This is a genomic window from Reinekea sp. (genome assembly GCF_046710285.1).
Classification (GTDB): Bacteria; Pseudomonadota; Gammaproteobacteria; order Pseudomonadales; family Natronospirillaceae; genus Reinekea.
The window spans coordinates 106,430-120,569 of sequence record NZ_JBKEGY010000001.1; the positions used below are offsets into that span (position 1 = coordinate 106,430).

The following is a 14,140-nucleotide window of genomic DNA, read 5'->3' on the forward strand; positions in this document are numbered from 1 at the left end:
GTAGTGACCTGTATACCTTAATGTTAGGTCCTACAGGGTAATTAATCTAGCTGTTGGTTTTTACTAGGGAATTATTACATGGCTTGCTCTAGCTTTTTAAGTAGTTGCACAGCTGGCGCTGGCAGGCCAATTTGTTGTTCAGAGTCGCTTAGTTTTGGCTGATACCAGATTGTGTTCGCTTCTTCTATTTGATCGGGTAAGGTATTTAAAATTACCTGGATTGGCCAAATATCAAGATGATAGTGACTAAAGGTATGACGAAAGCTGTTCCAATCTAAATGCTGATAGACATCAAGCCTTTGGGTGTATTCCTCAAGTGCCTTTAAGGTTTCGAATTCAGGAAAGCTAAACAACCCGCCCCATATACCAGTTGGAGGGCGCTGTACCAATTTAACGCGCCCATCTGAGCCCTGTAGCATTAACATATAGGTGCTTTTGCTGGGTTTTTCTTTTTTAGGTTTTGAAATAGGGAGCACTGTTGTTTGTTCGCTCGCCAAGGCGATGCATTTTTTAGCCAGTGGGCATTGATTGCACTTGGGTTTAGAGCGAGTGCAAACCATGGCGCCTAAATCCATCATTACTTGGTTGTAATCTGCGGTGCGCTTTTTAGGTGTTAACGCTTCGCTCCAAGCCCATAATTTGTTTTGGCTGTCAGTTGTGCCAGGCCATTCTTCTAACGCAAAGAAACGGGCAAGTACTCGCTTAACATTGCCATCTAAAATAGCGGCGTGTTGATCAAAGACCGAACTTGCAATAGCTCCAGCGGTAGATCGGCCGATACCCGGCAATTCAATAAGTTGCTCGGCTTGTTGCGGAAATTCGCCGTTATAATCACTCATAATTTGCTGTGCGGCTTTGTGTAAATTGCGTGCACGAGCGTAGTAACCTAAGCCAGTCCATAAATGCAATACATCATCTTGTGGCGCATTGGCGAGTGCATCTACGGTTGGAAACCGCTCCATAAACCGTTCGAAATAAGGGATGACGGTTGCAACCTGAGTTTGCTGCAACATTATTTCAGAAACCCAAACACGATAAGCCGTTTTACCTTGCAGCCAAGGTAAGGTTTTGCGGCCAAACTCATCGTACCAAGTTAAAACCTGTTTACTGAACCAAGTGGCGGAACAATGCATTAAGGGTTACCAAATCAGAAGAAAGTAAATTTAAAGCGTATTGCAAATTTTGGGCAACAGCAGGGCCTTCAAGTATTTTCATGGAGGGCCACTGGCCGGTAATTTTTCCAAAACCATAGCCGGCGGTATTGGTGTCGTTTAAGAACTGGTTCCAATCACCATCGTCCATAAGCCAATGTTGTGCGGTCGGGTCAATGTCAATGGTGCGCAATGCAATGTTATGGGAGATACGTTCATTGTTTCCATTAATAAAAGCTAAACGAAATTCAGGCAATGACCATGATAGTAAAGGTTGGTTGTTATTGATCGCACCCGACATAACTAAATTGTAGCTTTGCCAATCATCAACAGTGTTAACGGCCTCGGGTTTTTCAGTCAAAATCGACACGCTGAGTTGACCCGTCACTGACTCATTAAGCGTATTGGCTTGAGTAGATTGCAAGGTATAGGTATGGCCAATGTTGTCTGTGTCGCGGAAGGCGAGAGCAGCATCGAGCATGGTTAAATTCCACTGGGCCGCCTTAAAGTTACCTGCTTCTAAGCCGCCTGCGAAATCGAATTCACTTGGGATCGCTTGATGTAAGCTTTGCTGCCATTGAGAAGACCAAGACACAAAGCTCATTGATAAATCGTTATTGGGTGCAAGAGAAAGGCTTTTGATTTTACCTACCAAGCGTCCAGTGCTTTGGTCTAGGTTAAGTCGGCTTTCAAGCGTGTTATTGCTTAATCGGATATTTTTGTCACCATCGATACTCAGTTGAGCAGAGTAACCAAAACTAATATCCAGAACGTCTTGCCGTATGTAGCCCGATGTTTGCATTGAATATTCACCAAAGCTGCCGTTCTTGATCATGCCAACCTGGACTTCATGCAATTCTGTTGGTCCGATGACTACGAGAGCATCGACGATTGAAAGTTCTTTTATGCCCAGCGCTACGGGTATTCTTAATTGTTGCACCGTGACTGCGCTTTTTGAAGTCTCTAGATAAGGTGCCTTTAAAGTAATGGATTCTATTTGCGGTTGGCCGAGCAAAATAGATAGGCTATTTAGCTGCACGCTAAGTTGTTCAGTTTCAAAGTAACTCTCATCATCTAGCTCTAGACTTAAATTATTCCACACCAGCTTAGTATTAAAGGTTCCTTGTTTTAAAGGTGTAGGAAGATGTAGGTTAGCTAGGTCAGAGGCTTCAGTCTGGCTTTTAAGCCAGCTTTCGCTGTCAAAACGTAAAATATTGAAGCTGACAAATGCGGATAAAAGTAGGGTGATGCTTAGCCCGATTAGAATGACTCGTCGTACTGAAATAATTTGCACTAATAATCCTCAAGACAGAAAAAACGGGGCGAACCCCGTTTTGTTTGAAAAGACATATTATAGCGATTTTTTGCTAAAGAAGCTTGTTAGTCGTCAAGCATTTGCGCATTACGTACAGCGCCTTTGTCGGCACTCGTCGCTAATAACGCATAGGCTTTTAACGCTAGAGTTACTTTGCGCTCACGCTTCTCAACTGGCTTCCACGCTGCTTTGCCCTTGGCATCCATTGCGGTGCGGCGTTGTGCCAGTATGTCATCGCTTAGCGCAACATTGATACTTCGGTTAGGGATATCAATTTCAATGAGATCACCTTCTTCTATTAAGCCAATGTTACCGCCTGCAGCGGCTTCTGGCGATGCATGGCCAATGGACAAGCCACTGGTTCCGCCAGAGAACCGACCATCAGTCAATAACGCGCACGCTTTACCAAGGCCTTTAGACTTTAAGTAGCTGGTTGGGTAAAGCATTTCTTGCATACCCGGACCACCTTTAGGCCCTTCATAACGAATAATGACAACGTCACCTTCGTGCACTTCATCGGCTAAAATAGCCGCAACTGAGGCATCTTGGCTTTCAAAAATGCGTGCTTTGCCATTGAATTTTAAAATGCTTTCGTCAACACCGGCGGTTTTGACCACACAGCCATCTTGCGCAATGTTGCCGTAAAGTACGGCTAAACCGCCTTCTAAACTGAACGCATTCTCAATGGAGCGAATACAGCCATTTGCTCGGTCGCCATCTAATGTTGGCCAGCGAGTCGATTGGCTGAACGCAACTTGCGTTGGAATACCTGCAGGACCGGCCTTATAAAATTCGGCAACGGCGGCATCATTGTTTGACATGATGTCCCATTTTTCTAGGGCTTCAGCCATGGTGTTCGAATGAACGGTCGGGAGGTCTGCATGTAATTTACCAGCACGATTCAACTCACCCAAAATTCCGAAGATACCGCCAGCGCGATGAACGTCTTCAACGTGGTACTCAGGCGTATTGGGTGCAACCTTGCATAGCTGTGGCACCAAATGCGACATACGGTCTATGTCTTTTAATGTGAAATCCACTTCGGCTTCTTGTGCTGCTGCCAGTAAATGCAAGATAGTGTTCGTAGAGCCACCCATGGCAATATCTAGAGCCATAGCATTTTCAAAGGCTTTAAAGCTAGCGATTGAGCGCGGGAGAACGCGATCGTTGTCGTTCTCATAGTAATCACGGGTAATCGCAACAATGCGATGGCCTGCTTCTTCAAACAAACGACGGCGATCAGAGTGAGTGGCTAGCGTGGTGCCATTGCCTGGCAACGAAAGACCAATGGCTTCGGTTAAGCAATTCATTGAGTTTGCGGTAAACATACCCGAACAAGAACCACATGTAGGGCAAGCACTGCGTTCATATTCTGCAACTTTTTCATCGCTTGCAGTGTCGTCAGCCGCGATGACCATGGCATCAACTAAATCGAGCGCATGTTCAGAAAGCTTGGTTTTACCCGCTTCCATTGGTCCGCCAGAGACAAAGATTACTGGGATGTTAATGCGCAGCGCGGCCATCAACATTCCAGGGGTGATTTTATCGCAGTTTGAAATACACACCATGGCATCGGCGCAATGCGCGTTGACCATGTATTCAACTGAATCCGCGATAATTTCGCGCGATGGTAAGCTGTACAACATGCCATCGTGACCCATCGCGATGCCATCATCGACCGCAATGGTATTAAATTCTTTAGCAACGCCGCCCGCCTTTTCAATTTCACGCGCGACCAGCTGACCCATATCTTTTAAATGAACATGACCCGGTACAAATTGTGTGAAGCTGTTGACCACTGCAATAATAGGTTTTTGGAAATCGTCGTCTTTCATTCCCGTCGCACGCCACAAGGCACGTGCACCGGCCATATTGCGGCCTGAAGTAGTTGTTTTGGAACGATATATAGGCATGGTTATATCCTGCGCTTTACGTAAGTACCCCCATTCTAACCAACTTCACCAAAACTGTTAGTGTGATTTACGCAATTTGGTGTTGCGTGGGGATGGAACGGCGCCTTTTAGGCGTCCGTGAGCTTCGAGCTTCGGGTTAAAGATAAAACAGTGTCTACTTTAGTGGGGTCATATCACATATCAAACTTGCAGCCCGCAGCCCGCAGCTCGCAGCTCGCAGCTCGCAGCCCAAAACCGATTTTCCAACCCTAAAAATAAAGCTGAAAAACCCCATAAGCGACCGCGGCGCCGAAGGTTAAGCCTGCGAAGACTTCGCTGACGCTGTGGCCGATGCGTTCGTGGAAGTGGCGGATCATGATCATGCCTTTGTCGGGGCGGTTTTCTTTGGCTAGCTCGGCGAGTTCTTTGAATTCTTGGACTAGAATGTTGAGGGCGGCAGCGTGTTTGCCTGCGGCTAGGCGAACGCCCATGGCATCGTATGCCACGACACCGGTTAGGGTGAGTGCAATGGCAAATAAGCTGCTGTCAAAGCCGTCTTGCAAGCCAATGGCCATGGCTAATGCCGCAACAGATGCTGAGTGGCTACTGGGCATGCCGCCTGAGGCGAATAATACATCTGGCGCAAAACTGCGCTTTGATATGCCTTGGACTAAGGCTTTCGCGAATTGGGCGCTTAAATTGCCGACAATGGCAGCGAGTAGCGGGTATGAAATTAATTCCATAGTTCTAACTAAACTCAATTTTTGATTTAAATATAGGGTAGAGCATTTTGTAAAGAATTGCGCTGTTTCAGCAAGGCAAAAAAAACGCACCTGTAGGTGCGTAATTACATTTAAAGCTATTTGTTGCTCATGACTTACTGTTCATTACTTAGTTTGTGCTCTAGGTAGTGAATATTGACACCACCCTTGGCGAACGCAACATCTTGAACTAAGTTCTTATGCAATTCGATGTTAGTCTTGATGCCGTTGATCACTAGTTCATCTAGTGCAGAAGCCATACGTAATAACGCTTCTGCACGAGTAGGAGCGAAGGTAATTAACTTACCAATCATAGAGTCGTAAAAAGGCGGCACCGTATAACCACTATATATATGCGAGTCCCAACGTACACCTAAGCCACCCGGAGGATGGAAGTGCGTAATTTTGCCTGGGCTTGGCATAAAGGTCTTTGGGTCTTCTGCGTTAATACGACATTCGAAAGAGTGACCGCGAATAACAACGTCTTCTTGTTTGACTGAAAGCGGTCTACCAGAGGCAATTAAGAGTTGCTCTTTGATGATATCAACACCAGTTACCATTTCTGAAACAGGGTGTTCAACCTGTACACGGGTATTCATTTCAATGAAGTAATAACGACCGTCTTCGTACAAAAATTCAAACGTACCCGCACCACGATAATTAATATCGATACAAGCTTTCACACAGGCGGCAAAGACACCTTGGCGTGCTTCTTCATCGATGTGCGGAGCAGGGGCTTCTTCAAGCACTTTTTGGTGACGACGTTGCAATGAGCAGTCACGGTCACCTAAGTGAATCGCGTTGCCTTGGCCATCGGCTATCACCTGAACTTCTACGTGACGAGGATTGGTTAAAAACTTCTCCATGTACACGGTACCATCACCGAACGCAGCCGCTGCTTCTGTTTGAGTCACTTGTATTGAAGAAAGTAGGTCTGCTTCTTTATGAACCACGCGCATACCGCGACCACCGCCACCCGATGCCGCTTTAATAATGACGGGGTAACCAATGTTTAAGGCAATTTCTTTGCAACGCTCTGGGTCGGAAGGTACGGCGCCGTTTGAGCCTGGAACAGTCGGGACGCCTGCTTTGATCATGGCGTTAATCGCAGAGACTTTATCACCCATGAGGCGGATTAAGTCAGCGGTTGGGCCAATAAAGACAAAACCAGATTTCTCCAGCTGCTCAGCAAAATCTGCACGTTCTGCCATAAAACCATAGCCAGGGTGTACAGCATCAACGTCGCTAACTTCAGCGGCAGAAATAATAGCGGGAATGTTCAAATAGCTATCGGTTGAAGCCGCAGGGCCAATACAGATGGCTTCATCAGCAAGCTTTACGTGCTTTAATTCACGGTCAGCGGTTGAATGAACTGCAACCGTTTTAATACCGAGTTCTTTACAGGCGCGCAAGATACGCAGTGCAATTTCGCCTCGGTTGGCAATTAATACTTTTTTCAGCATGAGAAAGCTCCCGTTAGCTGATGGTGATCAATGGTTGATCGAATTCTACTGGCTCGCCATTTTCAACTAAAATAGCAGTAACGGTTCCGGTTTTGTCTGCCTCAATCTGGTTCATCATCTTCATCGCTTCAACGATACAAACCGTGTCGCCGGCATTTACTTTTTGGCCGACTTCAACAAATGCAGGGCTAGTCGGAGATGGTGAACCGTAGAAAGTTCCTACCATAGGTGATTTAACGCTATGGCCAGTAGGCTCAGAAGCCGCGACAGACGCTGCTTGTGTAGGCGCTGCAGCTGGTGCCGCAACAGGTGCAGGCGCGGGTGCTGCATAATGTGCAGGTGCAGGCGCATACATTGGCATTTGCTGCTGTGCAGCGGCTAAACGAGAAGTACGACTGATGCGAATAGACTCTTCGCCTTCAGCTATTTCAATTTCATCAATGTTCGATTCTTCTAAAAGTTCAATCAGTTTCTTAACTTTACGAATATCCATAATCTGTACCCCTGAATTAAAGTGTTAATTCTATTTATTTAGTTGGTTGTGTGCTGCTTGTAGCGCAAGTTCGTAGCTTTTATTGCCAAAGCCGGCAATAACTCCAACGGCTAATGCGGCTAAATAAGAATGCTGGCGAAACTCCTCTCTGGCGTGCACATTCGATAAATGCAGTTCTATAAAAGGTTTGTTCACGCCAGCAAAGGCATCCCTCAATGCAATGCTGGTGTGTGTGAAAGCACCAGGATTGATCAAAATGAAGTCGGTATCGTCTGCCAATGTCGTATGAAGACGATCAATTAAGGCGCCTTCATGGTTGCTTTGAAAGCAGTCCAGCTGGTGCCCAAGCGCTTTTGCTTGTTGCGTCAAGGCAAGGCAAATGTCTTCTAAGGTCTCATGGCCGTAGACTTCAGGCTCCCGAGTCCCCAGTAAATTTAGGTTTGGGCCGTTCAATAGCAGTAATTTTGCCATTATCCATCCATTTATGTGAATCAGTTATTGTCGCGAAATGACTTCGAATTTCGGCTAAAGATACACGATAGTGCGGTTAAGTTGCACAAACAACTAGTGAGACGAATTTTAGTTGTGAAAAATGTTCATAAAACCGAAAATAGATTAACAATATGACTGTTGGACTATTGGCAGAAGGACCTTAGCTGGTTACTCTTGAGGCCTGTTTAAAGGAGTTTTTATCATGCTAAAGGCACGAATGGTACGGAGTTGGAACGAATTCAAACACCGTTTCTCCAGTGATGGGCAAGCAACCGACAAGTCTTCGAAAAAGAACTGGGGGCGTTTTTCACTTATTTTGCTCGCGGCACTGTTAATTTTATGGTCTGTGCTGGGTATTATTTGGAGTCGAGAGCCTGCTATTTATAACATGCCCTCATTAGCAGAAACGCATGCTAATGATAGTGGCCAGCAATTAGTGGTTGGTTATACTACAACTTATACCTTGAGTTACCTGGGCGATTATATCTTAACCAAACCAGGTGGCTATTTAGCTAACGATGTCACACCGCCGTCTATCTTTTTAGATAACATGCCTAGCTGGGAGTTCGGCGTGGTGATCCAATTGCGAGATTTAGCACGTTCATTGCGTAAAGACATGAGCCGCTCGCAGTCACAATCTACTGAAGATGAGTTTCTTGCTAAAGCTGAGCCATTATTACATTTTGATCACGATAGCTGGATGTTACCCGCAACCGAAGGTCAATATCGCCAAGCGATTAAGCTAATCGATCAATACTTGGCAGGGCTAGCCGATGTTGATCAAGGTAATGCACAGTTTTATGCTCGGGCAGATAACCTTTCAAGCTGGTTACGTGATGTAGAGACTCGTTTAGGGTCTATTTCACAACGTTTAAGCGCATCGGTAGGTCAAACTCGTTTTAATACCGATATGGCAGGGCAATCATCAACTGCCGAGCAATCTACGCCAACGGGTCAACAGCAACAGGTGAAAACGCCACGCTTAATGGTCGACAACGTCTTTTACGAAGCGCGTGGTACTTCTTGGGCGTTGATCCATATTTTGCAGGCAATCGAAGTCGACTTTGCATCGGTACTTGAAGATAAAAACGCCTTAGTGAGCTTACAGCAGATTATCCGAGAATTAGAGGGTACCCAGTCTAATATTTGGTCTCCGATTATACTAAACGGTAATGGTTTAGGTTTGTTAGCTAACCATTCCTTAGTGATGGCTAACTATATATCCCGTGCCAATGCCGCGATTATTGATTTGCGTGAATTGTTGGAAAAAGGTTAATTAAAATTTAAGCTACAAGTTTTGAGTTTTTAGTTGCAAGAAAAAGATGTACGTTAAGAAAAAAAGGCACTCTAGGTTGAGTGCCTTTTTTTGGTTATTTTTTTGCGGCTTCGAATGACTCTACGATGATTTGCTTAGCGCGTGCTGCGTCTGCCCAGCCATCAACCTTGACCCATTTGCCTGATTCTAAGTCTTTGTAGTGCTCAAAGAAGTGCTTAATTTGAGCAAGGAGCAATTCTGGTAAGTCGGTTGCTTCTTGAACATCGCTGTAGATTTTTGTGAGTTTATTGTGAGGAACAGCAATAACCTTGGCATCGCTTCCGGCTTCGTCGGTCATTTCTAACACGCCAACTGGGCGGCAACGTATAACCGAGCCCGGTGCAACTGGGTACGGCGTAACCACTAGAACATCTACTGCATCGCCATCATCTGCCAATGTTTCAGGGATGTAACCATAGTTTGCAGGGTAGAACATTGGTGTTGCCATGAAACGATCGACCATAAGGGCATCGTATTCTTTTTCAATTTCGTACTTGATCGGGTCGTGATTGGCAGGGATCTCAATGACCACGAATACATCGTTCGGGACGTCTTTACCCGCTGGTACTTTTGAATAGCTCATAAATATCTCTCTTTATCTCAATTCTTTTATTGCCGCGCATTATATAAGCAATGTCACGGCTTTCTAGCGATTATTTTGTAATTTTTGCAAAACGTTCAAAATAATCAGGGAAGGTTTTAGCTGTACAGCCTGGGTCATTAATAACAATGCCACTGCTGCCAAAAGAGGCAAGTGAAAAGCACATGGCGATTCTATGATCGTTATAGGTATCTATAGCGGCATTACCTATGACAGCCGGTGGTGTTACCGAAATATAGTCATGACCTTCTTCAACAGTGGCGCCTAGTTTGCGCAATTCGGTCGCCATCGCGGCAATTCGATCGGTTTCTTTAACACGCCAGTTATAGATATTTCGTATGGTCGTAGTGCCTTTGGCAAACAGCGCCGTAGCCGCAATCGTCATGGCGGCATCAGGAATATGATTTAGATCTAGGTCGATGGCTTGTAGAGGTTGGTCACAAGAAACCTCAATCCAATTACCTGACCAAGTGACTTTAGCGCCCATCTGCTCGAGTACTTCAGCAAACTTAGCATCGCCTTGAACTGAGTCGGTGCCAGTGCCATGAACACGAACAGGGCCACCGCCTATTGCGCCCGCGGCTAGGAAATAACTAGCGCTCGACGCATCGCCTTCAACGGCAATATTGCCGGGTGACCTGTATTTTGAACCTTTGCGAATATCAAAAGATAGATAGTTATTATTGGCAATGTCTACACCAAAGCGACGCATCACATCTAAGGTGATGTCGATATAGGGCTTTGAAACCAATTCGCCGGTGACGTGAATGGTGAAGTCTTGATCTAACAACGGTGCAACCATTAACAGTGCCGTTAAGAATTGACTAGAAATACTGCCGTCAATGCTGACATTTGCAGCCGTTAGCGGTTGAGCTTGAATGCGCAGTGGTGGATAGCCAGCGTCTTTTAGGTATTCTACTTTTATGCCTAGCGGTGCCATGGCATCAATTAAGTCACCAATTGGCCGCTCGAACATGCGCTCTTCACCGGTTAAGGTGAATTCGCCGGTACCAATGCAAAGAGCCGCGGCTAATGGACGCATTGCGGTGCCTGCGTTGCCAAGATAAAGCGTTTCAGCTTGCCCGCGCGCAAGTACGCCACCTAAGCCTTGTAATCGGCATTGGCTTTTATCTTCGTTTAATTCAAATTCAACACCGAGTTGTTTCAAGGCCGTCAACATGTGGTTGATGTCATCAGAATCTAACAAGTTGCTGATTGTCGTTGTGCCTTCGCTTAACGCGGCCAACAACAATATTCGGTTTGATAGGCTTTTTGAGCCAGGAATCGTGATTTCGCCTTCGGCGTGACTGAGTTTCGCGAGCTGCAACTGATCCATAGTATCCTAACAACAATGAGATTAAACGGGCTTCAATTGTACGTCAGATTGTAAAAAAAGCGCAGCGCACGAAGCAAAAGAAAGGGTGTTTTCGATAATTTGCAATGTGGCTGCGCAAGAGAGAACAAGGTATCTACGGCCGACGTACCAGTCTCACCGCACTTTGGTTGTACTTATATGAATAGTAATAAATATCACCGTAATGAAAGTATAATCGCCATGCCGCACCGGGTCCGTAGGTGTCAGGCGTATTGGACCAATAAAACAATGGGGGGGTTTGTGGGAAAACAGTTAAGTTTATTGCTGGGTTATAGCAAGCGCGCTCGACCAGTAAGTCTATCTCTTTAATATCAGGTAATCGCCAATCAGAATAACCTGCTAAGTCTGCTTCGTTAGCCATTTCCATAGCGATAGCCCAATCAAGCTCGAGCACATTACCTTCGCACTGGTTGTTAGTCCACTGCTGTCCCATGCTGCACTGCGACCACATCATGCCAGTTTTTAAGTGAGTTACAGTGCCGTCGCCGTTTATTGAAAAATCTTTAGTGGGCGTTGTCTGGGGAACTTTATTGGGGCAGGTTTGAGCGATAAGAGTGCTAGAAAGCACTAACCCACATATCAACGTGATAGTTTTTTTCATGTTGGCCGCCTTTTTTCATTGGTATTATATTGGTATTGTTTTTATTGGATTCTACACCTTATTGAAAATTAAGAATAGTGGAATAGCAAAGAAGGTTCATCAATTCGATGAGCTTTTAGGGGGCTTGTTGATTTAAATTTAAATTGGTATTTAGAAATAGTACCAGTCGACTAGGCTAGGTCGACTGGTATTCAGGATTTACTTGGCGATAAGAATATCAACGGTAATGCGATCTAAGACTTTTTCGGCTGTATGACCAAGCAGCCAACGCTCAAGACCTGTGCGGGAAACGGCACCCATGATAACCATGTCAGTGTTGTTCTCGTACAGGAAGTCAGGAATAACTTGAACGGGTGATCCCATTTCTAAGTGTGCGAATTCTTTTGCGATGTCTTTTGATATCGCTAGGGTTTCCAATGCTTGAGCGTGTTGTTGACGTATTTCTTCGCCTACTTCAGTAGAGTTTATCGCGGGCTGATCCAGATAAATCATCAATGGAGTTGGGTCATATACATGTAATAAGTGCAGATTTGCTTGTGTTAAACTGCGCATATCCATACCGCATTTAATGATGTTGTCGTCGAGAAAATCTGGCTTGTCATTAGTGCGTACTGGATCGACAGCCGCGGTAATATTCATAGGTGTTTGCCATTTAGAATTTTTAGCTAAGAGCAAAGGCACCGGGCAATGACGAATGAGCTCCCAGTCAGTTTGGCTGAAAAAGGTGCGTTGTATGACGTTTTGATGGTGAGTTGCTTTAACGACTAGATCGGCCGGATTACCAGTTAGGTAGGTCATTAAGGCGTCGCCGGAATGTTTGTCCCAAACAACTTCAGTAAGAACATCAACCTCATATTCTTTAGCGATGTTTGCTAGTGGTTCGAGGCTCTCTTTGAGCCGAGTTAAAAAGGCATCGCGGGCGTTTTCGGTATGGGGGTGAGTGGCCGTTAAAGAGCTGCTGTAGTCACAGGCGAATAATGTCAACCGTGAGCCAGACCATTTAGCAAGTTGTGCTGCTTTGTCTACTGCGTGCGCACAAACTTCGGCGTCATCGTAAAGAACAATAATATGTTTGTGGTTAAACATGACCACTTCTCCTTGTTTAAGGGTGGAATCGTACCTTTAAGACTAGAAGAGAATTTAAATGCTGGTGTGACTTAAATCAAGGGATGGTCTGAAAAACCACAACCACTTTTTGCACACCATTCACTTCTGATGCAATATTTACTGCTTGTTTGGCCGTTTCTTTGGTAACTCTACCCATCATATAAACAATGCCTTTTTCGACAACAATATCGAGTTTAGAGGAAGGGAAGTAGTCGGTCGTAAACATGCGAGATCTTGTTTTTAATGCCAGCCAGTTATCGTTGGTTCTTAAGCCTACACTGATATTTTTTTCTGCCGTTAAGTGGTTATGAATAGCAACAACTTGCTTATCTGAGCGCAATAAGTCTGTTGCTTTTGTAATCATGTCGGCGCTTGGGACTTGGCCAACCAACAAAACAATGCCTGCATTAACATGAATGTTAAGGTGTGCTTTTTCAAAACGCGGGTCTAGCTTTTCTAAGTTCACTGTTAGTCGTGTACGTATAGTTTTATCGTCGATAACTTCACCCATAGTACGACCTTCAGGATCTGCTTCTATAGGCCCATCAGCGACACTGCGGCTGATGGTTGTGCAACTTGCTAAAAAACAGATGAGAGCAAGTGCCGATAAAAATCGAATGTTCATAGTTCGTGTCCAAAAATTTGATTCTCAATTAACTCGACCAGTGTATTCAATAGCATATGATGCGTTAATTGAATACAGCTAAGTCGATCACTGTCTACACGTAACTCTATATCATTTTCATCTAGGAGTGTAGCGACATCGCCGCCGTTATTCCCGGTAAAAGCAATGACGGAAATGCCCTGATCATGAGCGGCCTGGATGGCTTTTATGACCGCGGGTGATTTTCCGGAAGAGCTTATAGCAATGAAAATATCTGGGTTATGGCAGATAGACCGAATTTGGCGAGCATAAATTTCACCTGGGCCAAATTCATGTGCGATAGCGCTGGTAACGATACCGTCGGTCGAAAGAGATAAAGCCGGTAAGCCGGGTCGATCACGCTCAAATTGACTTTGCAGTTTGGCAACAAAATTACTGCCGCTAGCGGCAGAAGCACCCATGCCCGCAACAACGAGCTTGCCGTCGTTTACTAGGCAATCGGAAGCTATCTCACTTGCTTGAATAAGAATTTCTGAAAGTGTTTCAGCGGCCATTTGAAATGTTTCAAGTGACAGACCTATTTGTTCAACGATGATATCATTTGGTGTCATACAGTTGCCAAAAAGGCTCCTTTTATCCAGTCGACTTTATGGTTTGAATCGATTCCAACTACATCGAAGCGCATGATGTGTTTTTCCCATTCACGATTTTGCTGTAAAAATAAAGCTGCAGCTTTTATTACCTTGCGCTGTTTTGGGCGCGTAACCGATTCCACTGCGCTACCAAAAGTATCGTTTTTTCGAAATCGAACTTCAACAAAGACTAGCTCTTTACCGTCTAGGCAAACTAAATCTAACTCGCCAGCTTTAAAGCGAACATTCTTCGCCACGGTTATTAAACCATGAGCAATTAAATGGTTTTCGGCAATTTGTTCACTTGCCTCTCCGGTGGCGAGATGGCTGGCTTGCAT

Annotated in this window: 15 protein-coding genes; 1 reads left to right on the forward strand and 14 read right to left on the reverse strand. The window is 45.1% G+C overall.

Going from position 1 to position 14,140, the window contains the following annotated elements:
- Window positions 1–74: 74 nt before the first annotated feature.
- The 7 genes from mutY to aroQ form a co-directional block, all read right to left on the reverse strand.
- On the reverse strand, window positions 75–1,133 hold the full coding sequence (gene mutY, locus ACI882_RS00520; protein WP_411744080.1) for an A/G-specific adenine glycosylase: 1,059 nt from the start codon (window positions 1,131–1,133) through the stop codon (window positions 75–77).
- Window positions 1,105–2,445, reverse strand: coding sequence for a hypothetical protein (locus ACI882_RS00525; protein ID WP_411744081.1), 1,341 nt, complete (start codon window positions 2,443–2,445; stop codon window positions 1,105–1,107). Before ACI882_RS00525 ends, mutY begins: the two co-directional genes overlap by 29 nt.
- Before the next feature lie 86 nt (window positions 2,446–2,531).
- Window positions 2,532–4,379 carry a dihydroxy-acid dehydratase gene (ilvD, locus tag ACI882_RS00530; protein WP_411744082.1) on the reverse strand — a complete coding sequence of 616 codons (1,848 nt, stop codon included), beginning with the start codon at window positions 4,377–4,379 and terminating at the stop codon, window positions 2,532–2,534.
- Between the two features lie 248 nt (window positions 4,380–4,627).
- Complete coding sequence (locus ACI882_RS00535; RefSeq protein ID WP_411744083.1) at window positions 4,628–5,101, reverse strand: divergent PAP2 family protein; 474 nt, start codon at window positions 5,099–5,101, stop codon at window positions 4,628–4,630.
- 134 nt (window positions 5,102–5,235) lie between these two features.
- Entirely contained in the window at window positions 5,236–6,582 is a 1,347-nt protein-coding gene (accC, locus tag ACI882_RS00540; protein ID WP_411744084.1) for an acetyl-CoA carboxylase biotin carboxylase subunit, read from the reverse strand.
- Between the two features lie 13 nt (window positions 6,583–6,595).
- Window positions 6,596–7,075, reverse strand: a complete 480-nt coding sequence (gene accB, locus ACI882_RS00545; RefSeq protein ID WP_411744085.1) for an acetyl-CoA carboxylase biotin carboxyl carrier protein — start codon at window positions 7,073–7,075, stop codon at window positions 6,596–6,598.
- A gap of 30 nt (window positions 7,076–7,105) precedes the next feature.
- The gene (gene aroQ / locus ACI882_RS00550) at window positions 7,106–7,546 is read right to left on the reverse strand and encodes a type II 3-dehydroquinate dehydratase (RefSeq protein WP_411744086.1); all 441 of its coding nucleotides are present in this window, start codon (window positions 7,544–7,546) and stop codon (window positions 7,106–7,108) included.
- A 223-nt stretch (window positions 7,547–7,769) separates the two neighbouring features.
- Here aroQ and ACI882_RS00555 point away from each other — a divergent pair, with 223 nt between their 5' ends.
- Entirely contained in the window at window positions 7,770–8,843 is a 1,074-nt protein-coding gene (locus ACI882_RS00555) for a DUF2333 family protein (protein ID WP_411744087.1), read from the forward strand.
- Window positions 8,844–8,937: 94 nt separating this feature from the next.
- Here the strand turns inward: ACI882_RS00555 and ppa are convergent, their stop codons facing one another.
- The 7 genes from ppa to ACI882_RS00590 all read right to left on the reverse strand — a co-directional run bounded on the left by ppa (window position 8,938) and on the right by ACI882_RS00590 (window position 14,140).
- Window positions 8,938–9,465 (reverse strand): inorganic diphosphatase, encoded by a 528-nt coding sequence (gene ppa / locus ACI882_RS00560; protein WP_411744088.1) that lies wholly within the window; start codon window positions 9,463–9,465, stop codon window positions 8,938–8,940.
- Window positions 9,466–9,535: 70 nt separating this feature from the next.
- Entirely contained in the window at window positions 9,536–10,819 is a 1,284-nt protein-coding gene (gene aroA, locus ACI882_RS00565; protein ID WP_411744089.1) for a 3-phosphoshikimate 1-carboxyvinyltransferase, read from the reverse strand.
- A 133-nt stretch (window positions 10,820–10,952) separates the two neighbouring features.
- Window positions 10,953–11,459: a DUF1566 domain-containing protein gene (locus ACI882_RS00570; RefSeq protein WP_411744090.1), complete on the reverse strand. Its 507-nt coding sequence runs from the start codon at window positions 11,457–11,459 to the stop codon at window positions 10,953–10,955.
- A gap of 198 nt (window positions 11,460–11,657) precedes the next feature.
- A complete protein-coding gene (locus ACI882_RS00575; protein ID WP_411744091.1) occupies window positions 11,658–12,545 on the reverse strand; it encodes a universal stress protein in 888 nt (295 codons plus the stop codon).
- Window positions 12,546–12,621: 76 nt separating this feature from the next.
- Window positions 12,622–13,191, reverse strand: coding sequence for a BON domain-containing protein (locus ACI882_RS00580; protein WP_411744092.1), 570 nt, complete (start codon window positions 13,189–13,191; stop codon window positions 12,622–12,624).
- Entirely contained in the window at window positions 13,188–13,781 is a 594-nt protein-coding gene (locus tag ACI882_RS00585) for an SIS domain-containing protein (RefSeq protein WP_411744093.1), read from the reverse strand. Before ACI882_RS00585 ends, ACI882_RS00580 begins: the two co-directional genes overlap by 4 nt.
- A complete protein-coding gene (locus ACI882_RS00590; RefSeq protein ID WP_411744094.1) occupies window positions 13,778–14,140 on the reverse strand; it encodes a YraN family protein in 363 nt (120 codons plus the stop codon). Before ACI882_RS00590 ends, ACI882_RS00585 begins: the two co-directional genes overlap by 4 nt.

What these genes read in the sequence shown, in the direction of transcription:
- mutY (WP_411744080.1), bottom strand. Translation starts at nt 1,133, where the DNA reads ATGCATTGTTCCGCCACTTGGTTCAGTAAACAGGTTTTAACTTGGTAC.
- ilvD (WP_411744082.1), bottom strand. Translation starts at nt 4,379, where the DNA reads ATGCCTATATATCGTTCCAAAACAACTACTTCAGGCCGCAATATGGCC.
- ACI882_RS00535 (WP_411744083.1), bottom strand. Translation starts at nt 5,101, where the DNA reads ATGGAATTAATTTCATACCCGCTACTCGCTGCCATTGTCGGCAATTTA.
- accC (WP_411744084.1), bottom strand. Translation starts at nt 6,582, where the DNA reads ATGCTGAAAAAAGTATTAATTGCCAACCGAGGCGAAATTGCACTGCGT.
- accB (WP_411744085.1), bottom strand. Translation starts at nt 7,075, where the DNA reads ATGGATATTCGTAAAGTTAAGAAACTGATTGAACTTTTAGAAGAATCG.
- aroQ (WP_411744086.1), bottom strand. Translation starts at nt 7,546, where the DNA reads ATGGCAAAATTACTGCTATTGAACGGCCCAAACCTAAATTTACTGGGG.
- ACI882_RS00555 (WP_411744087.1), top strand. Translation starts at nt 7,770, where the DNA reads ATGCTAAAGGCACGAATGGTACGGAGTTGGAACGAATTCAAACACCGT.
- ppa (WP_411744088.1), bottom strand. Translation starts at nt 9,465, where the DNA reads ATGAGCTATTCAAAAGTACCAGCGGGTAAAGACGTCCCGAACGATGTA.
- aroA (WP_411744089.1), bottom strand. Translation starts at nt 10,819, where the DNA reads ATGGATCAGTTGCAGCTCGCGAAACTCAGTCACGCCGAAGGCGAAATC.
- ACI882_RS00570 (WP_411744090.1), bottom strand. Translation starts at nt 11,459, where the DNA reads ATGAAAAAAACTATCACGTTGATATGTGGGTTAGTGCTTTCTAGCACT.
- ACI882_RS00575 (WP_411744091.1), bottom strand. Translation starts at nt 12,545, where the DNA reads ATGTTTAACCACAAACATATTATTGTTCTTTACGATGACGCCGAAGTT.
- ACI882_RS00580 (WP_411744092.1), bottom strand. Translation starts at nt 13,191, where the DNA reads ATGAACATTCGATTTTTATCGGCACTTGCTCTCATCTGTTTTTTAGCA.
- ACI882_RS00585 (WP_411744093.1), bottom strand. Translation starts at nt 13,781, where the DNA reads ATGACACCAAATGATATCATCGTTGAACAAATAGGTCTGTCACTTGAA.
- ACI882_RS00590 (WP_411744094.1), bottom strand. Translation starts at nt 14,140, where the DNA reads ATGCAAGCCAGCCATCTCGCCACCGGAGAGGCAAGTGAACAAATTGCC.